This is a genomic window from Burkholderia sp. HI2500 (genome assembly GCF_002223055.1).
GTDB lineage: Bacteria > Pseudomonadota > Gammaproteobacteria > Burkholderiales > Burkholderiaceae > Burkholderia.
Genome location: NZ_NKFL01000004.1, coordinates 170,050 through 190,424, shown reverse-complemented (window position 1 = coordinate 190,424; position 20,375 = coordinate 170,050). Strand labels below are relative to the sequence as shown.

Genomic DNA, 20,375 nt, shown 5'->3' with positions numbered 1-20,375 from the left:
CACCGCCGCGCATCGCGCCGCCCGCTCGCCCTGCCCCGTCACGCACGTCGGCTACAATCGTGACCGTCCCGCCGCGCCACCCGCCGGCCGTGCGTCAACGGGACAGCGCCTTCGCCCTCCGTTCAAACGTGCGGTCCCGATGATGCCTCCCACGCGTGTCGTGCTTCGCCTTGCCGTTTGCGCCGCCGTCACGGCCGCGCTCCTGCCGTGCGCGTCATCCGTCGGTGCGCAACAGCCGGTGTCCGCCCCGCCCGCTTCTGCCGCTTCTACCGCTTCTACCGCTTCTGCCGCTTCTGCCGCTTCTGCCGCTTCTGCCGCTTCTGCCGCTTCGGCGCCCGCAGCCGCTTCGCCCGCCCCCACCCAGCCGCCCTCGCCCTGCCCGCCCGACTGGGAGCCGCAGATCTGCGAGCTCAAGGCGGCGGTGGAAGTCCTGAAGCGGCAGCACCTGACCGACGTCGACATCGGCGCACTGCTCGACGCAACGACCCACGCGGGGATCAAGACGCTGCCGTACGCGCGTTTCTTCGACGCGAAGGAGGAGCAGGAGCGGCGCGACGACGAACGGCGCGCGCGCGACGGCACGCCCGGCATCGGCATCGTGTTCGAGACGCGGCCCGACGGGCTGCACATCGTCGACGTGATTCCCGACGCGCCGGCGGAAAAGGCCGGCGTGCGCCCCGACGATCTCGTCGTCGCGATGAACGATACGAGCGTCGTCGGCATCGACCCCGCCGACCTGACCAGACTCGCCAAGGGCGACGCGGGCGTGCCGCTGAAGCTCACGGTCCAGCGCGGCCCGTCGCACCCGGTGCTGAGCGTCGCGCCCGTGCGGACGATCCTCAAGCCCCATCCGGCGACCGCGAAGCGGCTCGACGGCGACATCCTGTACACGCGGCTGTCGAGCTTCCCCGAACCGGCAGTCGGCGACTACGTCGACGCGGTGCAGGCGGCGCGCCGCACGGGGCCGCCGGTGAAAGGCGTGATCCTCGACCTGCGCATCAACGGCGGCGGCGCGCTCAATGCGGCGATCGGCATCACCGCGCTGTTCGCCGGCCGCGACCGCACCGCGATGGTGACGGTCGAGCGCGGCGACGCCAACCGCCGCCGCTACACGACCAACTGGCCCGACTATGCATTGCCGGTCATGCACGGCCAGGATCCGCTCGCGCCGCTGCAGGCGGACGACTGGTGGCGCACCGTGCCGCTCGTCGTGCTCGTCGACGGACAGAGCGCGTCGGCGGCCGAAGCGACCGCGGCGGCGCTGAAGGATCTCGGCCGCGCGAAGCTGCTCGGCATGCCGACCTACGGGAAGGGGCTTGCGCAGACGGGCGTCGACCTGATCGACGGCACGCGCCTGAATTTCACGTACGCGCGCAACCTGCGGCCGAACGGCTGCCCGATGGACGGCTACGGCGTCGTGCCGGACTGGCTCGTGCCGCCGCGCCGCGACTCGGACGTCGACGGCGTGCTGCTGTGGTACCGGGAAGCCGATCTCGCCCGCGCGCCGTATGCGGACCGGCTGGCGCCCGATCCGTTCGCGAAGGTGCGCAAGGAACGGCAGAAGCGGCGCGAGCAGCGAGCGCTCGCGAAGATCGATACCGCGAAGAGCGCGGCGCTGCCGCAGCGCGAGTTCGGCACGGCCACCGACTGGCAGCTCGGTCAGGCGCTGGCGGCGCTCGCCGGGCGCCCGGTGCGAACCGTCGAAGCCAGGCCGCAGTTGATGCCCGCCCAACCCGTGTGCGAGCGCGCCGGCAACTGACGCGCGCCGCCCGTCCCGTTACCGGAACCCGAACCGCTTGCGCAGCACGACCAGCGCCACGAGGCTCAGCACGGCCGCGAACATCAGGTAGAAGCTCGGCGCGGTCTTCATTCCGGTCGCCTTGATCAGCCACGCGATGATGAACGGCCCGAAGCCGCCGAAGATCGTCACCGCGACGTTATACGCGAGCGACATCCCGGTCGTGCGCGTCTGCACCGGAAACACTTCCGACAGCAAACCCGGCAGCGCCGCGAAGTAGCCCGTCATCAGGAACGCGAGCAGCACCTGCAGCGCGATCAGCGTGCCGAAGCCCGGATGCGCGACCAGGTACGCGAACGCCGGATAGATCAGCACGAGGATGCCGATGGCCGGCGCGATCATCACGCGCACGCGGCCGTAGGTGTCTGACCAGTGGCCGACGAGCGGCGCGAACGCCATCTGGATCACGCCGACCACCAGGATCGCCGCGAACGCGGCCGACGGCGCGAGGCCGAGCTGCTTCACGCCGTAGGTCGGCATGAACAGCACGAGATAAGTCGCGACCGTGCCGAGCACGACCACGCCCATCGCGGCGACGAGGCGCGCCTTGTGCGAAGCGAACGTGTCGCGCAGCGGGTTCGCGGTGCCTTCCGCCGCGAGGAATTCGGGGGTCTCGTCGACCTTCGTGCGGATGTAGTACGCGACCGGCCCGAGCAGCAGGCCGAAGAAGAACGGCACGCGCCAGCCCCACGACGCCATCTGCGCGGCCGTGAGCTGCGCGTTCAGCACGGTGCCGAAGCCGGCGGCGAGCAGCGTCGTGAGCCCCTGGCTCGCGACCTGCCAGCTCGCGAAGAAGCCGCGCCGGCCCGGCACGTGCTCGGCGAGGAACGCGGTCGCGCTGCCGAACTCGCCGCCGGCCGAGAAACCCTGCATCAGCCGCGCGGCGACGAGGATCACCGGCGCCGCGACGCCGATCGTCTCGTAGGTCGGCAGCACCGCGATGATCAGCGTGCCGCCCATCATCAGCAGGATGGACAGCGTGAGCGCGGCCTTGCGGCCGGCGCGGTCGGCATACGCGCCGAGCACGATCGCGCCGAGCGGGCGCATGAAGAACGACACGCCGAACGTGCCGAGCGTGAGCAGCAGCGACACGGTGTCGTTGCCGGCCGGGAAGAACAGCTTCGAGATCGTCACCGCGAAGAAGCCGTAGACGACGAGATCGAACCACTCGAGCGCATTGCCGATCGACGCGGCGACCACCGCGCGCCACACGCGCGGCGACGAGGCAATGGAACGGGACTGCGTGACGGCATGCATCGGCGATCTCCTTGTCGTTGTACGTTCTGTTCGAGGCGGCCGCTCGCGCGCCGTCGGCCTGCCCGGCGCCGGGTACGGCGCTCGGGCGATTATAGGCGCGCAAATAAAAACCGCCGCGCCCCCTGACGGGAACGCGGCGGCGGGCTCGCGACGGGCCGGCGCGAAGGCCGGCCCGACCGGCGGGCTTACTGCTGCTTGAGCGCTTCGGCCGTGATCAGCAGCTTCGTCTTCATCTTGAAGCCGTACTGCTTGCCGTAGTCGAGGCCGAAATCGCTGCGGTCGAATTCGCCGACTGCGTCGACGCCGCACACTTCACGCTTGAGCATCGGGTGCGGCATGCACTTGAACGAGTCGATCTTCAGCGTCACCGGCTTCGTGACGCCATGCAGCGTCAGGTTGCCGACCACCGATACCGGCTTGTCGCCGTCGAACTTGATCGCGCCCTTGTAGTTCGCCTGCGGGAACTTGGCGACGTCGAAGAACTCGGCCGTCTGCAGATGCTCGTCGAGCTTCGTGCTGCCGGTGTGGATCGACGCGATGTCGGTCGTCACGTCGACCGTACCGGTCTTCGCCGCGCGGTCGAGCGTCACGGAGCCGCTCGACTTGTCGAACTTGCCGCGCCAGACCGACAGGCCGCCCATGTGGTCAGCCTCGAAGCTCGGGTACGTGTGGCTCGGGTCGAACTGGTACGTGACGCTTTCGGCGAATGCCGAGAACGACAGCGACGCTGCCAGCGCGCCTGCGGCGATGATCAGTTGCTTTTTCAAACCTTTTCTCCTTGGAACAGCGCCGCGCCCTCGCGCGGCATTCGGGTGAGGCGACAGTGCGCCGCTTACTTGGTGGCGACGAGATGGAACTTGATCTGCACTTCGTCCGCGACGACCGACGTGTCCTTCCACTCGCCGGTGCCGACGTTGAACGCCGAGCGCTTGATCGGCAGCACGCCGTCGAAGGTCTGCGTCGCGCCGCTCTGCGTGACCGTGACGGGCACCGTGACGTTCTCGGACTTGCCCTTGATCGTCAGCTTGCCGGTCACGTTGTACTTGTTGCCGCCCGCCGGCGCGATCGCCGACGACACGAACGTGGCCTGCGGATACGCCTTCGCGTCGAACCAGTCCTTGCCGGCGACCTGGTCGTTGTACATCTTGTCGCCGAGGTCATAGCTGGCGACGTCGATCGTCATCTGGGCGCTGCCCTGCGCGGCTTTCGCCGGGTCGAACTTCACCTGCGCGGAAAACTTCTTGAACGCGCCTTCGGTCGGCACGTTCATCTGCTTCGACACGGCGGACACCTTGCTCTTCGCGAGATCGACATCGGCGAGCGCCGCGCCCGACGCGACAAGTGACGCCGCGGCGAACGCGGTCAGCATGGAGCGGGAGAAAGACACTTTCATGGAATCCTTCATTTGGCAAAGGGAAGCATCCGCGACAGCAGGCCGTCGCGGTCCAACAACTGGTGCTTGAGCGCCGCGACCACGTGCAGCGAAACGAGCGCAAGCAGAATGTAATTCAATGACACGTGAAGCGTCTTGAAGGTTTCCTTCAGCACCGGATCGGGGTCGATCAGCCGCGGCAGCGGCACGATGCCGAGGTAGACGACCGGGATGTTCGACGCCGAGCTGTACAGGTAGCCCGTCACCGGAATCACGATCATCAGCAGGTACAGCAGGATGTGCACGCCGTGCGACGCCGCACGCTGCCACGCGGGCGTGCCGCCCGGCAGCGCCGGCGGCACGTGGGTCGCACGCCACAGCACGCGCGCGACGGCCAGCGCGAATACCGTCACGCCGATCCACTTGTGCCACGAGAAGTACTTCAGCTTGGTCGGCGTGAAGCCGGGGATGTCGGTCATCACCCAGCCCAGCGCGAACGCGCAGACGATCAGCAGCGCGATCAGCCAGTGCAGCGCGATCGCCGTCTGCGTATAGCGTACCGGCCTGGCCGGCAGCGATTTCGATGCCATCTTGGATTCCTCAGTTCAGCGAACGGCCGCGCCGGCCATACGTCCGACGCTTGTCAAGGGCGCCATGCTACCGCAACCTTTTGACGCGCGCGGACTCTGAAGACAGGCCCGCCAGCCGGCTGACAGCTTCCCGTCATGTTACCGATCAGTCACAGAACTGGCGATCGTTGACACACCGAAAAAGGCCTTTTGGTAAGATTGGCGCGGGTTCCGGCCCCGTCGACGCGTCTCCCCAGCCGTCGCACCACTGCCTTTTCCATGCAACGATACGACCTGATTGCCTGCCACGAATGCGACGCACTGTTGCATAAACCGCGCCTGAGCGGCCGCGAGATCGCGCGCTGTCCGCGCTGCGACGCGCTGCTCTATCGCAACAGCACCACGCAGATCGAGCGCATCACCGCGCTCGCGGTCGCGGCGCTCGTCACGTTCATCATCGCGCAGACGTTCCCGATCCTCGAAATGGACCTGAACGGCACGCGCGTGCAGACGACGCTGATCGGCGCGATCGACACGCTGTGGCATCAGGACATGGCGGTCGTCGGCGTGATGGTGTTCTGCTCGACCGTGCTGTTCCCGCTCGTCGAGATGGCCGCGCTGCTTTACGTGCTGCTGCCGATCCGCCGCGGCGTCGTGCCGCCGGGCCTGAACCTCGTGCTGCGCACGATCCAGCTCGTGCGGCCGTGGGGGATGATCGAGGTGTTCATGCTCGGCATCGTGGTCACGATCGTGAAGATGGTGAGCCTCGCGCGCGTCGTGCCCGACGCGGCGCTGTTCGCGTTCGGCGCGCTCACGCTGATGATCGCCGTCGTGCTGATGTTCGACCCGCGCACGGTGTGGGACATCGCCGACGACCTGCGCGCCGGCCGCTCGCCCGCGGGGCCCGACACCGCGGCGGCGCTGCCGGAAGCGCCCCGCCGATGACGACGCCGACCGCCGCCCGCGAGGGCTACGTCAGCTGCCACGCGTGCGGGCTCGTGCAGACGCTCGACCAACCGCACGCGCATTGCGCGCGCTGCGGCAGCGCGCTGCACGTGCGCACGCCGAACAGCATCATGCGCACGTGGGCGCTGCTGCTCGCGGCCGCGATCCTGTATATCCCGGCGAACCTGCTGCCGATCATGCGCACGTCGTCGATCGTCGGCTCCCAGGAAGACACGATCATGAGCGGCGTCATCTATTTCTGGACGTCCGGCGACTGGCCGCTCGCCGTCGTCGTGTTCGTCGCCAGCATCCTCGTGCCGATGCTCAAGCTCGGCGTGCTGCTGATCCTCGTGATCAGCGCGCAGCGCCGCGCCGCCTGGCGGCCGCTGCAGCGCACGCGCCTCTACCGGATCGTCGAACGCATCGGCCGCTGGTCGATGCTCGACATCTTCGTCGTGACGCTGACCGTCGCGCTCGTCCATTTTCGTTCGCTCGCCGTCATCACGGCCGGCCCCGGCGCGCTCGCGTTCGGTTCCGTCGTGATCCTGACGATGCTCGCATCGATGCAGTTCGATCCCCGCCTGATCTGGGATCCAGTCGAAACCTCAGGGAATCACCATGAATAGTCCACAAGGCCCGCAGCACGACGCGCCCCGGCCGCCCGATCCGACGATCTCGACGAAAAGCGGCTGGCTGCCGTCGCTCGTCTGGCTCGTGCCGCTGATCGCCGCGCTGATCGGCATCGGCCTCGTGATCAAGTCCGTACGCGAGCGCGGCCCGGAAATCACGATCAGCTTCCACAGCGCCGAAGGGCTCGAGCCGGGCAAGACCCAGGTCAAGTACAAGGACGTCGAGATCGGCATGGTCAAGACGATCAAGCTGTCGAAAGACCTGTCGCGCGTGCTCGTCCAGGTGCAGCTCAAGAAGGAAGCGGAGGATTTCGCGGTCAAGGGCTCGCGCTTCTGGATCGTGCGGCCGCGCGTCGGCGCGACCGGCGTGTCGGGGCTCGGCACGCTGCTGTCGGGCGCGTACATCGGCGTCGACGCCGGGCGCTCGGAGGATACGCTGACCGACTTCACGGGACTCGAGTCACCGCCCGCCGTCACGGGCGACCAGAAAGGCACGCAGTACGTGCTGCGCGGCGATTCGCTCGGCTCGGTCGACATCGGCTCGCCGGTCTACTACCGCCGCGTGCAGGTCGGCCAGGTAGTCGGCTTCTCGCTCGACAAGGACGGCACCGGCGTCACGTTCAACGTGTTCGTCAATGCGCCGTACAACCAGTACGTCGGCGTGAATTCGCGCTGGTGGCAGGCAAGCGGCGTGGACCTGCGGCTCGACTCGAGCGGCCTGAAGCTGAACACGCAGTCGCTCGCGACGGTGATCCTCGGCGGCATCGCGTTCCAGACGCCACCGAACCAGGGCTCCGGCGCGACCGCGCCGAACAACACGACGTTCCGCCTCGCGTCCGACGAGGGCGACGCGATGCGCGACCCGGACGGCCAGCCACTGCAGGTCGTGATGAACTTCAACCAGTCGCTGCGCGGGCTCGCGGTCGGCGCGACGGTCGACTTCCGCGGCATCGTGCTCGGCGAAGTGACGAACATCGGCATCGACTTCGATCCGAAGACGAAGAACTTCCTGATGCCGGTGACGATGAACGTGTATCCGGAACGCCTCGGCCGCCGCTTCCGCGAAACGATCGAGAGCAAGGGCGAACCGGCCCGCCGCGAGATCGTCGAGCGGCTCGTCCAGCACGGGCTGCGCGGCCAGCTGCGCACCGGCAACCTGCTGACGAGCCAGCTGTACGTCGCGCTCGACTTCTTCCCGAAGGCGCCGGCCGTGAAGATCGACACGGCGCGCCAGCCGCTCGAGCTGCCGACCGTGCCGAACACGCTCGACGAGCTGCAGCTGCAGGTCGCCGACATCGCGAAGAAGCTCGACAAGGTGCCGTTCGACCAGATCGGCGCGAACCTGAACAGCGCGCTGTCGAACGCCGACAAGCTGTTCAAGCAGCTCGACACGCAGGTCGCGCCGGAAGCGCGCGACACGCTGTCGGCCGCGAAGCAGACCTTCTCGACCGCCGAAGCGACGCTGCAGCAGGATTCGCCGCTGCAGTCCGACGTGCGCGGTGCGCTGAAGGAGCTCACGCGCACGCTGCAATCGCTGAACGCGCTCGCCGACTATCTGGAGCGCCACCCCGAATCGCTGCTCAAGGGCAAGCCAGGAGATAAACAATGACGACGACACGCGTGAACGGTTTCGCGAGCGGCGCGGCGGCAGCTGTCGCCGCCCTCGCGCTCGCCGCGTGCAGCTCGCCGCCCGCGCGGTTCTACACGCTCAGCCCGGCCGATGCCGCGGCACCGCTGCGCACCGCGCCGGCCAACCCGGCGTTCCTGATCGAGGTGCCGTCCGTCGGCGTGCCCGAGCAGGTCGCGAAGAACCAGCTGGTCGTGCAGAAGAACGCCGCGCAGGTCGACGTGCTCGAGCAGGAACGCTGGGCGTCGCCGCCCGCCGACGAGATCCGTCGCGCGCTGTCGGACGATCTCGCCGCGCAGCTCGGCACGATCGACGTCGCGAACTCCGCGACCCCGCCCGGCGTGCCGGTGTACCGGATCAGCGTGAACGTGCAGCGCTTCGAGTCGTGGCCCGGCAAACGCGCGGCGGTCGACGCCGTGTGGAGCGTGCGCTCGCTCGCCACGCAGGCCGTGATGACCTGCCGCACGAGCGTCGCGGAACCGGTCGCCGACGGCTACGACGCGCTCGTCGCCGGCCACCGGCGCGCGCTCGACGTGATTGCCACGCAAGCCGCGGCCGGCGTGCGCGCGATGGCCGCGCGCCGCGGCACGGCGACTGCCACGGCGCCCGCTGCCGGCAGCAAGACGGCCGCCGCGCCGGTCGTGCCGTGCCCGGCCAACCCGACCTCCGGCGGCGACGCCGGCGCGACGGGCAAGTCCGGCGCGTAAGCGGGCGGCGCGCAGGCGAGCGCTCGACGGCGTGCTCGCCCGCGCGGTTTCGGGCGGCGTGACCGGGATCGTCGACGACGCGCTGGCCGCCGTCGGCGTTGCGGCGCCGCCCGCCTCCCGTCACGCTCATCGGCCAAACGGCCTCTTTGCATTGTTTGTCAAAGTCGGCCGGAACCGGCGCCATGCGACACGGTCGGCTTGCGTTTTCCGGCCCGATTGACGATCCTACGCACTTTCCGGCTCGCGCCGTTCGTCGTGCGCGCCAGCCAGCGGCGCCGGGCCGCGTTCGGCCCGACCGCCGTGCCTCCCGGCGCCTGCACGCGATCGGCGTGCACCGCAGCGGGGCAGCCGCATCGCGGGTCGCCGCGCATCGTCCGGCAACCGGCCCCGTCTCACCCGTTCTCCCCGGCGCCGCGCCGTTTCCCCGGCCGGCAATCCGAACCCGCCCGCCGAGGGCTTTCGTTATTCCGTTTATGTTTCGTTCCCTGACGACCCTGATCAAGAAGTGGCGCGCGTCGCGCAATGCCGGTCACCAGCTCGATGCGCTGCTCGCGCACGCCGACGCCGATGCGTCGTACGCCGAGCGCAGCGAATGGCTGATCGAGCTCGCGCACTGGCTGCGCCGCACCGGCACGATGCAGGCCGCACCCGACGCGCCGGCCGATCGCGACGCCGATGCGCGCGCGTATCCGGCCCATGCGCGGTTGCGCTACCTGTTCCACGTGCTCGATCGCAATCCCGCGTGGAAAACCCACGCCGCGCGCATCCTGCGCGGCATCCTGCGCGAGTGCGACGGCATCTCGCTCCTGTGCGACGCCGGCATGCCCGTGCACTCGGGCTTCTTCGGCGCGCTGTTCGAGCGGATCGACGCGTCGCTGATCCCGCCCGCGCCGAACCGCCGCGAGCTGTCCGCGCTGTTCACGCTGATATTCCCGACGCCGGAAGACGCGCAATGGATCGACGCGCTGCCCGACGATCTCCTCACGCGCCTCGCCGAGCTGATCTCGTTCGACGTCACCGACGAAGAGCGCCACGAGCCGGGCTCGTTCTCGCGCGACCTGCTGGCCGCGCTGCACAACCTGACCTGCCAGATCAGCTCGACCGGCCTGTCGCAGACGGTGCGCAGCCGGCTCTCCGACGACGACGCACGCAAGCCGCTCGAAACCCAGCCGTTCTACCGCCTCACGCGCGCGATGCTCGCGGTCGAGACCGCGCATGCGGCCGTCGAGGACGGCGGCGACCCGAGCAAGCTGCTGCACGAGGTGAACTACCTGCGCGTGCTGCTCGACGAGTGCCGGATCGCCGTCGACGACGTGTTCTCGCACCTGTACCGCAACGGCGTGTCGGTCGACATCGTGTTCCAGGTCGAACGGATGCGCATGCGCATCGTGCGCGCCGAGATGCTGCTGAACGCGTGGATGGCGCGCGACGACCTGCACGGCATGGCGCACCTGACGGCCGAGCTCATCGACGCGAACCACAACAGCCAGAGCGTGTCGCACCTCGTGCGCAGCAACTTCTCGCTGTTCGCGCGCAAGCTCGTCGAGACCAACGCGGACACCGGCGAGCACTACATCTCGCGCGGCCGCGCCGAGTACCTGAAGATGCTGCGGATGGCCGCGGGCGGCGGCCTCGTCACGGTCGTGACCGTGTGCGTGAAGTTCGCGATCACGGGCGCGCACCTGCAGTCGATGCTCGAAGGGCTGCTCGCGGGCGTCAACTACGCGGCCAGCTTCATGCTGATGCACTTCCTGCACTTCACGCTCGCGACCAAGCAGCCCGCGATGACCGCGCCGACCCTCGCGCGCGAGCTCGACGACACCGGCCACGAGGAAGGCGTGAAGGCGTTCGTCGCGTCGGTGATCGCGCTGATCCGCACGCAGGCCGCTGCCATTTCCGGCAACGTACTCGTCGTGCTGCCCGTGTGCCTGCTGGTGCAGCTGTTCGCGGGCAACGTGATGCACGCGAACCTGATCTCGCCGGAGAAGGCGCACGCGACCCTGCACTCGTTCTCGCTGCTCGGCCCGACGCCGCTCTACGCGGCGCTGACCGGCGTGCTGCTGTGGGCGTCGAGCCTGCTCGCGGGCTGGGCCGACAACTGGTTCGTGCTGCACCGGGTCGGCGACGCGCTCACGTACAACCGCCGGCTGCGCCTCACGCTCGGTCAGGCCGGTGCCGCGAAGCTCGCGCACTTCTGCCGGTCGAACGTGGCCGGCGTGGTCGCGAACGTCGGGCTCGGCCTGATGCTCGGCCTCGTTCCGGCGATCGTCACCGTGTTCATGTTCCCGTTCGAGGTGCGGCACGTGACGCTGTCGGCCGGCTCGATCGGCATCGCGCTCGGCGTGCTGGGCAAGGATACGCTCGGCACGCCCGAGCTGTGGTGGGCCGGCGCCGGCGTGCTCAGCATGGCGATCCTCAACGTGCTCGTGAGCTTCGCGCTCGCGTTCACGATGGCCGTGCGCTCGCGCAGCCTGCGCCGGACCAAGGTGCGCGCGCTCGTCGCCGCGATCGTCCGCACGGTGCTGTCCAATCCGCTCGCGCTGTTCTGGCCGGGCAGCAGCCCAGCCGCGCGCGCCGGCCAGCCGGGCTCGCACTGAGCCCGCGGCGGCATGGCGGTGCCCGCCCGGGCGCAGCCGCACGGCCTGCCGGCACGCGTGTGGGACGCCCCGGCCCGCGCCGCGGCACCGAAAGGCGACGCAACGCCGGCCCCGGCCGCCCGCGCCGCGTACAATAGTGGACTTTTGCACGTCCTCACCCGCCTTATGTCCTCGCCCACCCTGTACGAATTCTTTGCCCCCTGCCCGCGCGGCCTCGAAGCGGCGCTTGCCGCCGAGCTGGCCGAAATCGCCGGCCGCCACCTGAACGGCGCGCCGTTCACCGCGGGCGCGCAGGTGCCGGGCGGCGTCCACTTCAGCGGCGGCTGGGCCGCCGGCATGGCCGCGAACCTCCATTCGCGGATCGCGAGCCGGGTCCTGCTGAAGATCGCGCACCGCGCGTACCGCAACGAGCAGGACGTCTACGCGCTCGCGCTCGAGCAGCCGTGGGAGCGCTGGTTCGCGGCGACGCAGACGCTGCGCGTCGACATCACCGCGATCAAGTCCCCGCTGAAGAGCCTCGAATTCGCGACGCTGCGCGTGAAGGATGCGATCTGCGACCGGATGCGCGAGAAAACCGGCTCGCGCCCGAGCATCGACACCGGTGCGCCGGACGTGCGCGTATTCGCGTTCCTGACCGTCAACGAGTGCACGCTGTACCTCGACACGTCGGGCGAGCCGCTGTTCAAGCGCGGCTGGCGTCTCGACAAGGGCGCGGCGCCGCTGCGCGAAAACCTCGCGGCCGGCATCCTGCGCCTGACGGGCTGGACGCCCGGCACGGCGCTGTACGACCCGATGTGCGGCAGCGGCACGTTCCTCGCGGAAGCCGCGCAGATCGCGCTCGGCGTGGCGCCGGGCGTCGAGCGCCGGTTCGGCTTCGAGAAGCTCAAGCAGTACGACATCACCGCGTGGCAGGGGCTGAAGGTCCCCGCGCTGGACGCGAAGCGCGCGGCGCGCGGCAAACGCGGCGAAGCGCTCGGCGTGTACGGCAGCGACATCTCCGGCGACATGCTCGAGAAGGCGCGCGCGAACCTCGAGCGTGCGGGCGTGCCGTCGGTATGGCTCAAGCAGGTCGACGCGCGCGGGATGACGCCGCCGTGCGACGGCCCGGGCATCATCCTCGCGAACCCGCCGTACGGCGAGCGGATCGAGGTGCGCGGCCGCAGCGCGCGCGGCGAGGTGCGCGAGACGGGCCGCAACCGCGGCAACGACGACGCCTTCCGCCGCACCCACACCGACGCACCCGACAGCGAGTTCTTCAACGCGCTCGGCGATGCGCTGAAGCAGCGCTTCACCGGCTGGCAGGCGTTCCTGCTGACGTCCGACCGTTCGCTGCCGGGCCAGCTGCGGCTGCGCGAATCGGCGAAGACGCCGCTGTTCAACGGCGCGCTCGAATGCCGGCTGTTCCGCTTCGACCTGATCGCCGGCAGCGTGAAGGCGCGCCCGGCCACGCCGGAAGGCGACGCGTAACCGGCATCATGATCGCCACGGGGCCGCCGCTGCGGCTCCGCTACGACAACCGGAACGCCGCCGTTACCGCACCCGCGGCAACGGCGGCGTTGCGTTTCAGTGCTTCGAGCACGCCCAGCGCCCCATCGTGAACGGCAGCGCCTGCCCCGTCTCGAGCAGCGTCTTCAGGCTCGACAGCACGACCGGCCAGCCGCCGCGAATCCCGCGATCCATCTCCGAACCCGGCACCAGCCCGTCGTGCGTGACCGTCAGCTTCACGACGCCCTCGTGCGGCTCGACGAGATAGGTCACGCGCGACGCCTCCCCCTCCCCTGACGGCGTACGCCACGTGACGACCAGCCGGTGCGGCGGATCGTTCTCGACCACTTCGCCGACGATGTCGACCCGCGACGGATCGTCGTAGTCCTGATGTTCCCAGCGCGAGCCCGGTCGCCAGTCGGGCGATGCGTTGCGGTGCCGCACCCAGTAGTCCTTCGTCAGCTCGGCGTTGGTGAGCGCATCGAACACACGCTCGGGCGTCGATGCAATGAACGTCACGTACACAAAGGCGGCATTACTCATCGTTGTCTCCCGATTCGCCGGCCGCTTCCAGCCCGCGCTTGAGATCCGCCAGCGCCTGCAGCCGCTGACGCTCGAACTTGCCGATCCAGCGTTCCGCGATGTCGTGGATCGGCACCGGATTCAGGTAATGCAGCTTCTCCCGGCCGCGCCACGTCGTCGCGACGAGATTCGCGGCCTCGAGCAGCGCGAGATGCTTGCTCACCGCCTGCCGGCTCATCGCGAGCCCGTCGCACAGCTCGGACAGGGTCTGCCCGCTTTTCGCGTGCAGCAAATCAAGCAACTGGCGGCGCGTGGCGTCGGCCAGCGCCTTGAAAACGAGATCCATGCCACTCCCGGGTCAATGGCCTTATTATGCAACCAATCAGTTGCATGTCAAGGGTGACAACTCTACTGACAATACGGTGTCAGCAGGCCGCGATCACACTGCAATCCCGGCGCAATGCAAGACCGGTTTCCGCACCGAACCCGAACAACAAACAACGCAACAAGGAGCTCGTCATGACGTCCGCAACTGCCACCGCCACCGTGGAACGCGCGATTGCGTGGTTCGACATTCCGTCCCTCGATTTCGACCGGGCGATCCGCTTTTACGAAACCGTGCTGCAGACGACGCTGCAGCGCGCAGTCATCGGCGGCGTGCCGATGGCCACGTTCGACCGCGACGCATCGAGCACGGGCGGCAGCATCGTGTTCGATCCGCAGCAGCTGAAGCCGAGCGCGAACGGCGTGCTCGTCTACCTGAACGCCGGCGAATCGGTCGTCGCGGCGCTCGAACGCGCGAAGCGCGCGGGCGGCGTCGTGCAGGGCTCGGTCGTCGAGCTGCCGAACAACTACGGCTACGTCGGCTACCTGATCGACACGGAAGGCAACCGCGTCGGCCTGCACGCGCCGAAATGCCACTGAGCGCAGCGGCCGTCGGGCCCGCGCGGCGCTATCATCGCGAAGTCCCCACTGCCGTTGGAATCGAGGTGCCGTCATGACGCGCCGTGCCGACCGCCTGTTCCAGATCGCCGAGCTGCTGCGCGGCCGTCGTCTCACGACCGCGCAGCAACTGGCCGACTGGCTGTCGGTGTCGCCGCGCACCGTCTACCGCGACGTGCGCGACCTGCAACTGTCAGGGGTGCCGATCGAAGGCGAAGCCGGCATCGGCTACCGGCTGAACCGCAACGCGAGCCTGCCGCCGCTCACGTTCACGGCCGAGGAGCTGGCGGCGCTCGCCACCGGCGCACGCATGCTCGAAACCTGGGGCGGTGCGCGCTTCGCGAGCGGCGCGCGCTCGGCGCTCGCGAAGATCGCGTCGGCGATGCCGGCCGACAAGCGCACGGCGCTCGACCGCCTGCCCGTGTTCGCGCCGTCGTTCCACATCGACGAGACGTTTTGCGCGAAAGTCGACGCGATCCACCAGGCCATCGACACGCGCCACGTCGTCAGCTTCGGCTACCGCGACCGGCTCGGCGCGCATTCGCAACGCCGCGTGTGGCCGCTCGGGCTCGTCTACTGGGGCGGGCGCTGGACGATCGGCGCGTGGTGCGAGCTGCGCGACGATTTCCGGACCTTCGACATCGCGCGGATGGGCGACATCACCGTGCACGAGCAGTTTCCGGACATGGAAGGGCGGCGGATCGCCGACTACATGCGGATTGCGGAAGCGCCGATGCGCTGACGCGGCACGACGGCGGGTGCGATGCGCGCCGCCGCCGTTCATCTTCCGGGCCGCCGTGCGGCGCCTAGCCGCCCCGCCCTACCCGCCGAACACCACCGTCCGCTTCGGCCGCTCGTCGACGTGCAGCGAGAACACGTCGGGCCGCGCGTAATGCCCGACCACGTCGAAGTCGTAGCGCGCCCGCACGAGTTCATCGGTATCGATGCGCGCGGTCACGAGCCCGGCTTCGCCGATCAGCGGCTCCGTCAGCAGGTCGCCGAGCGGCCCGACGATCACGCTACCGCCACGGATCAGCGGCCGCTCCGGATCCCAGCCCGGCACGTCGATGCCGAGCGCACGCGGCGACGGCTGCACCTGGCACGCGCTGACGACGAAGCAGCGCCCTTCGTGCGCGATGTGCCGCATCGAGCTCTGCCAGACGTCGCGCTCGTCGACGGTCGGCGCGCACCAGATCTGCACGCCCTTCGCGTACATCGCGCAGCGCAGCAGCGGCATGTGGTTCTCCCAGCAGATCGCGGCGCCCGCGCGGCCCGCGGCCGTGTCGACCACGGGCAGCGTCGAGCCGTCGCCCTGCCCCCAGATCAGCCGCTCGGTGCCGGTCGGCATCAGCTTGCGGTGCTTCGCGACTAGCCCGTCGCGCGGATCGAAGAACAGCGCCGTGCAGTACAGCGTGCTGCCGCCGCGCTCGATCACGCCGACCACGAGGCTCGCGCCCGTGCGCTGCGACAGCGCGGCCAGTTCGTCGGTTTCCGGCCCCGGCACGTCGATTGCCTGCGCGGCATAGCGCGCATACGCGTCGCGGCCTTCGGGCAGCCGGTAGCCGAGCCGCGTGCCGAAGATCTCGCCTTTCGGATAGCCGCCGAGCACGGCCTCGGGCAGCACGACGAGCGACGCGCCGCTGTCGCGGATCGCGGTTTCGTAGCCGAGGATCGCGTCGAGCGTGGCACGCGTGCCGGCGGGCGATGCGCCGATCTGCAGCGCGGCGATGACTGACGTGGACATGAAGGCGTCTCCGGTAAATGGGGTAACGCCATCTTTATCGATAAGATGTCATCGATCAAATCGATAGAACGATAAGTGTCATGAATGCTGATGATATCGCCGGCCTCGACCTGAACCTGCTGAAAGTGTTCGAGGCGCTGTACGAGGAAGGCGGCGCGAGCCGCGCGGCGCTGCGGCTCGGCCTCACGCAGTCGGCGGTGAGCGCGGCGCTCGCGCGGCTGCGCGTGATCTATGCCGATCCGCTGTTCGTGCGCACCGGCCGCGGGCTCGCGCCGACGCCGCGCGCGGACGAGCTGAAGCCGATCCTGTCCGACGCGCTCGACCGCTGTCGCGAAAGCCTCGCGATCGCGGCCGACGGCGGCGAGCGCATCGGCCGCACGATCTCGATCGGGCTGTCGGACGACTTCGAGATCGCGCTCGGCCGCGCACTGATCGACGCCGTCGCGCGGGAAGCCGCCGGGATCCGGCTGATCTTCCGCCAGACGCACAGCGGCATCGCCGGCGACGCGCTGCTGCGACACGGCGTCGACCTCGCGATCGCGTCGGGCGGCTTCTCGGCGAACGGGCTCAGCCGGCGCGCGGTCGCGACGGGCGGCTATGCGTGCCTGATCGACCCGGACGCCAGCCCGAAGCCGCCGCGCACACTCACGCTCGCCGATTTCCTGCGGCGCGACCACCTGCTCGTGTCGTCGGGCGGCGTGATCGGGATCGTCGACGAGGCGCTGGCCACGCTCGGCCACAAGCGGCGCGTCGCGGCGTCGACCACGCATTTCGCCGCGCTGCCGTACCTGCTCGCCGGCTCCGACGCGGTCGCGACGATTCCCGCGCACGCGGCGCGCGCGATCGCGCAATCCACCCCGCTGCGTGCGCTCGCGTGCCCGGTCGACTTGCCGCACTACCCGGTCGAAATCGGCTGGCGCACGAGCACGCAGCGCGACCCGGCGATCGTGCGCGTACGCGACTGGATCGCCGCGTGCGTCGCCCATCTCGTCGCACCATGAAAAAGGCCCGACTGACTGGTGCCAGTCGGGCCTGCCCGGTCACGCTGCCCATGAATCGAAGCACGCAGCCACGTCACTCGCGCGTGCGTCATTCGACCGATTTCACCATGTCCTCGATGACCTTCTTCGCATCGCCGAACACCATCATCGTCTTGTCCATGTAGAACAGGTCGTTGTCGAGGCCCGCATAGCCGGCCGCCATCGAGCGCTTGTTGACGATCACCGTGCGCGCCTTGTACGCCTCGATGATCGGCATCCCCGCGATCGGCGACGCCGGATCGTTCTTCGCGGCCGGGTTCACGACGTCGTTCGCGCCGAGCACCAGCACGACGTCGACCTGGCCGAATTCGCCGTTGATGTCCTCCATCTCGTGCACGATCTCGTACGGCACTTCCGCTTCCGCGAGCAGCACGTTCATGTGCCCGGGCATCCGCCCCGCGACCGGATGGATCGCGTACTTCACGTCGATGCCCTTGTCGACCAGCTTGTCGGTCAGCTCCTTCAGCGCGTGCTGCGCACGGGCCACGGCCAGCCCGTAGCCCGGCACGATCACGACCGTCTCCGCGTTGCCGAGCATGAACGACGCGTCCTCGGCCGAACCGGACTTCACCGGCCGCTGCTCCTTCGCGCCCGCTGCGCCACCCGCCGCCGCGTCGCCGCCGAAGCCGCCGAGGAGCACGTTGAAGAACGAGCGGTTCATCGCGTGGCACATGATGTACGACAGGATCGCGCCCGACGAGCCGACGAGGGAGCCTGCGATGATCAGCATCGCGTTGTTCAGCGAGAAGCCGATGCCGGCCGCGGCCCACCCCGAATACGAGTTCAGCATCGACACGACCACCGGCATGTCCGCGCCGCCGATCGGGATGATGATCAGCACGCCGAGCGCGAACGCGATCGCCGTCATGATGATGAACGGCAGCCACGACTGCGTGATGAAGAACAGGATGCCGAAGCCGAGCATCGCGAGCGCGAGCATCAGGTTGAGCAGGTGCTGGCCCGCATACACGACCGGCGCGCCCTGGAACAGCCGGAACCTGTATTTGCCCGACAGCTTGCCGAACGCGATCACCGAACCGGAGAACGTGATCGCGCCGACGACCGTGCCGATGAACAGCTCGACGCGGTTGCCGTACGGGATGAAGTTCGACGACACCGCGTCCTGCGGCACCAGCCCGAACGCTTCCGGCTCCGACACCACCGCATACGCGATGCACACGGCCGCGAGACCGATCAGCGAGTGCATCGCCGCGACGAGCTCCGGCATCTTCGTCATCTCGACGCGCGCGGCGACGAACGCCCCCACGCCGCCGCCGACGATCAGCGCGCCGAGCACCAGCGCGATGCCGAGCGGCAGGTTCGCGCCGAGCCACTCGGCCTGCTTGACGATCAGCGCGACCGTCGTGAGGATCGCGATGGCCATCCCGGCCATCCCGAACAGGTTGCCGCGCCGCGCGCTCTTCGGGTTCGACAGGCCCTTCAGCGCCTGGATGAAGCACACCGACGCGACGAGATACAGCAGCGTGACGACGTTCATGCTCATCGCGCGCCCTCCTTGCCGCCGTCGGCCGGCTTCGGCGCCTTCTTGCGGAACATCTCGAGCATGCGCCTCGTCACGAGGAAACCGCCGAACACGTTGACGGCCGCGAGCGCGACCGCGAGCGTGCCGAACACCTTGCCGGTCGTGCCGACGGTCAGCGCCGCCGCCAGCATCGCGCCGACGATCACGATCGCCGAGATCGCGTTGGTCACGGCCATCAGCGGCGTATGCAGCGCCGGCGTGACGTTCCACACCACGTGGTAGCCGACATACACGGCCAGCACGAAGATGATCACGTTGATCACCGTGTGATTGATGACTTCCATGGTCGCCTTCTCCCCGGTTACTTGCGCGCGACTTCGCTGTCGCGGCACAGGAGCGTCGCGGCGACGATGTCGTCGGTCAGGTCGATGTTCAGCGTGCCGTCCTTCGTGACGATCAGCTTCATGAAGTCGAGCAGGTTGCGCGCATACAGCGCCGACGCGTCCGCCGCGACCATCGACGCGAGATTCGTGTAGCCCGCGATCGTCACGCCGTCGTGCACGATCACCTGGTCGGCGACCGTCAGCGGACAGTTGCCGCTCTTGCGGCCGTCGAATTCCGGGCCGCGGCCGGCCGCGAGATCGACGAGCACCGAGCCCGGCTTCATCGACTGCACGGTTTCGACGGAGATCAAGGTCGGCGCCGGGCGCCCGGGAATCAGCGCGGTGGTGATTACGATGTCGGCCTGCTTCGCCCGCTCGTGCACCAGCGCGGCCTGGCGGCCGAGCCACGACGGCGGCATCGGGCGCGCGTAGCCGCCCACGCCCTGCGCCGCGTCGCGCTCTTCGTCGGTGTCGTACGGGACGTCGAGGAATTTCGCGCCGAGCGACTCGATCTGCTCCTTCACGGCCGGCCGCACGTCGGACGCCTCGATCACCGCGCCGAGGCGCTTCGCGGTCGCGATCGCCTGCAGGCCCGCGACGCCCGCGCCGAGAATCAGCACGCGCGCGGCCTTCACGGTGCCCGCGGCCGTCATCAGCATCGGAAAGAAGCGCGGATACAGCGCCGCGGCCACCAGCACGGCCTTGTAGCCCGCGATGTTCGCCTGCGACGACAGCACGTCGAGGCTCTGCGCGCGCGTCGTGCGCGGCGCGGCTTCGAGCGCGAAGGCCGTCACGCCGGCCGCGGCCAGCTTCGCCGCCTGCTCGCGGTCGAACGGCTCGAGCATGCCGACCAGCACCGAGCCGCGCTTGAGCAACGGCAGTTCGGCGTCGGTGGGCGCCTGGACCTTCAGCACGATGTCGACGTCGAACGCGGCCGACTGGCCGGTCAGTTCGGCACCGGCGGCCGCATAGGCGCCGTCGGGATAACTCGCGGCGACGCCGGCCCCTCTCGCGATGCTGACCCGATGCCCGGCCGCCGCGTATTTCTTCACGGTTTCCGGCGTCGCAGCCACCCGCGCCTCGTTCGCCCGCGTTTCGGCAGGCACGCCAATATGCATCGTCGGTCCCTCCGTCATCGTCAGTGTTTCGTTTCCTGCGTTTTCTACTGCGCAACGAGCCGGCAGGCTGACTACCGGCTCACGAGCGACGACACTCACCTTCCACTTTAGGCGAAAGCGAGGGCCGTACCAGCAGCTCCGCACGGGCGCGCCTGAT

Annotated in this window: 20 protein-coding genes; 10 read left to right on the top strand and 10 right to left on the bottom strand. The window is 69.1% G+C overall.

The genetic code is table 11. The features are described from left to right. Positions 1–139 precede the first annotated feature (139 nt). Positions 140–1,759, top strand: coding sequence for a S41 family peptidase (locus CFB45_RS03435; protein ID WP_179255035.1), 1,620 nt, complete (start codon positions 140–142; stop codon positions 1,757–1,759). A gap of 18 nt (positions 1,760–1,777) precedes the next feature. Here the strand turns inward: CFB45_RS03435 and CFB45_RS03430 are convergent, their stop codons facing one another. From CFB45_RS03430 to CFB45_RS03410, 4 genes are all read right to left on the bottom strand, one after another. Further along, a complete protein-coding gene (locus CFB45_RS03430; protein ID WP_089424530.1) occupies positions 1,778–3,055 on the bottom strand; it encodes an MFS transporter in 1,278 nt (425 codons plus the stop codon). A 185-nt stretch (positions 3,056–3,240) separates the two neighbouring features. Continuing rightward, positions 3,241–3,822: a YceI family protein gene (locus CFB45_RS03420; protein WP_089424529.1), complete on the bottom strand. Its 582-nt coding sequence runs from the start codon at positions 3,820–3,822 to the stop codon at positions 3,241–3,243. A gap of 65 nt (positions 3,823–3,887) precedes the next feature. Beyond that, positions 3,888–4,448: a YceI family protein gene (locus CFB45_RS03415; protein ID WP_089425844.1), complete on the bottom strand. Its 561-nt coding sequence runs from the start codon at positions 4,446–4,448 to the stop codon at positions 3,888–3,890. Positions 4,449–4,456: 8 nt separating this feature from the next. Continuing rightward, positions 4,457–5,017: a cytochrome b gene (locus CFB45_RS03410; RefSeq protein ID WP_089424528.1), complete on the bottom strand. Its 561-nt coding sequence runs from the start codon at positions 5,015–5,017 to the stop codon at positions 4,457–4,459. Between the two features lie 258 nt (positions 5,018–5,275). Between CFB45_RS03410 and CFB45_RS03405 the strand changes: the two genes are divergently transcribed. From CFB45_RS03405 to CFB45_RS03375, 6 genes are all read left to right on the top strand, one after another. Further along, the gene (locus tag CFB45_RS03405) at positions 5,276–5,941 is read left to right on the top strand and encodes a paraquat-inducible protein A (protein ID WP_089424527.1); all 666 of its coding nucleotides are present in this window, start codon (positions 5,276–5,278) and stop codon (positions 5,939–5,941) included. After that, entirely contained in the window at positions 5,938–6,567 is a 630-nt protein-coding gene (locus CFB45_RS03400; RefSeq protein ID WP_089424526.1) for a paraquat-inducible protein A, read from the top strand. Before CFB45_RS03405 ends, CFB45_RS03400 begins: the two co-directional genes overlap by 4 nt. Then, positions 6,560–8,179 carry a PqiB family protein gene (locus tag CFB45_RS03395; protein WP_089424525.1) on the top strand — a complete coding sequence of 540 codons (1,620 nt, stop codon included), beginning with the start codon at positions 6,560–6,562 and terminating at the stop codon, positions 8,177–8,179. Before CFB45_RS03400 ends, CFB45_RS03395 begins: the two co-directional genes overlap by 8 nt. Beyond that, entirely contained in the window at positions 8,176–8,904 is a 729-nt protein-coding gene (locus CFB45_RS03390; protein ID WP_089424524.1) for a PqiC family protein, read from the top strand. Before CFB45_RS03395 ends, CFB45_RS03390 begins: the two co-directional genes overlap by 4 nt. A gap of 473 nt (positions 8,905–9,377) precedes the next feature. Next, a complete protein-coding gene (locus CFB45_RS03380) occupies positions 9,378–11,501 on the top strand; it encodes a site-specific recombinase (protein WP_089424522.1) in 2,124 nt (707 codons plus the stop codon). 165 nt (positions 11,502–11,666) lie between these two features. Further along, positions 11,667–12,968 (top strand): THUMP domain-containing class I SAM-dependent RNA methyltransferase, encoded by a 1,302-nt coding sequence (locus CFB45_RS03375; RefSeq protein ID WP_089424521.1) that lies wholly within the window; start codon positions 11,667–11,669, stop codon positions 12,966–12,968. A 96-nt stretch (positions 12,969–13,064) separates the two neighbouring features. Here CFB45_RS03375 and CFB45_RS03370 read toward each other — a convergent pair whose 3' ends face one another. Then, positions 13,065–13,529, bottom strand: a complete 465-nt coding sequence (locus tag CFB45_RS03370; RefSeq protein WP_089424520.1) for an SRPBCC family protein — start codon at positions 13,527–13,529, stop codon at positions 13,065–13,067. Continuing rightward, positions 13,522–13,854 (bottom strand): ArsR/SmtB family transcription factor, encoded by a 333-nt coding sequence (locus CFB45_RS03365; RefSeq protein WP_089424519.1) that lies wholly within the window; start codon positions 13,852–13,854, stop codon positions 13,522–13,524. Before CFB45_RS03365 ends, CFB45_RS03370 begins: the two co-directional genes overlap by 8 nt. Positions 13,855–14,027: 173 nt before the next feature. Here CFB45_RS03365 and CFB45_RS03360 point away from each other — a divergent pair, with 173 nt between their 5' ends. Together CFB45_RS03360 and CFB45_RS03355 are read left to right on the top strand one after the other, a co-directional pair. Beyond that, positions 14,028–14,432 carry a VOC family protein gene (locus CFB45_RS03360; RefSeq protein WP_089424518.1) on the top strand — a complete coding sequence of 135 codons (405 nt, stop codon included), beginning with the start codon at positions 14,028–14,030 and terminating at the stop codon, positions 14,430–14,432. Positions 14,433–14,505: 73 nt separating this feature from the next. Then, entirely contained in the window at positions 14,506–15,192 is a 687-nt protein-coding gene (locus CFB45_RS03355; RefSeq protein ID WP_069746174.1) for a helix-turn-helix transcriptional regulator, read from the top strand. Between the two features lie 78 nt (positions 15,193–15,270). On the opposite strand, the gene CFB45_RS03350 is transcribed toward CFB45_RS03355, so the two are convergent. After that, the gene (locus tag CFB45_RS03350) at positions 15,271–16,194 is read right to left on the bottom strand and encodes a carbon-nitrogen hydrolase family protein (protein ID WP_089424517.1); all 924 of its coding nucleotides are present in this window, start codon (positions 16,192–16,194) and stop codon (positions 15,271–15,273) included. Between the two features lie 80 nt (positions 16,195–16,274). Here CFB45_RS03350 and CFB45_RS03345 point away from each other — a divergent pair, with 80 nt between their 5' ends. After that, positions 16,275–17,195, top strand: a complete 921-nt coding sequence (locus tag CFB45_RS03345; protein WP_089424516.1) for a LysR family transcriptional regulator — start codon at positions 16,275–16,277, stop codon at positions 17,193–17,195. A gap of 88 nt (positions 17,196–17,283) precedes the next feature. Here the strand turns inward: CFB45_RS03345 and CFB45_RS03340 are convergent, their stop codons facing one another. Genes CFB45_RS03340 through CFB45_RS03330 form a run of 3 tightly spaced genes read right to left on the bottom strand, consistent with a single transcriptional unit; the run spans position 17,284 to position 20,218 of the window. Beyond that, positions 17,284–18,738 (bottom strand): NAD(P)(+) transhydrogenase (Re/Si-specific) subunit beta, encoded by a 1,455-nt coding sequence (locus CFB45_RS03340; RefSeq protein ID WP_089424515.1) that lies wholly within the window; start codon positions 18,736–18,738, stop codon positions 17,284–17,286. Further along, positions 18,735–19,061, bottom strand: coding sequence for an NAD(P) transhydrogenase subunit alpha (locus CFB45_RS03335; protein ID WP_089424514.1), 327 nt, complete (start codon positions 19,059–19,061; stop codon positions 18,735–18,737). Before CFB45_RS03335 ends, CFB45_RS03340 begins: the two co-directional genes overlap by 4 nt. A 17-nt stretch (positions 19,062–19,078) precedes the next feature. Next, complete coding sequence (locus CFB45_RS03330) at positions 19,079–20,218, bottom strand: Re/Si-specific NAD(P)(+) transhydrogenase subunit alpha (protein ID WP_089425843.1); 1,140 nt, start codon at positions 20,216–20,218, stop codon at positions 19,079–19,081. Positions 20,219–20,375 lie beyond the last annotated feature (157 nt).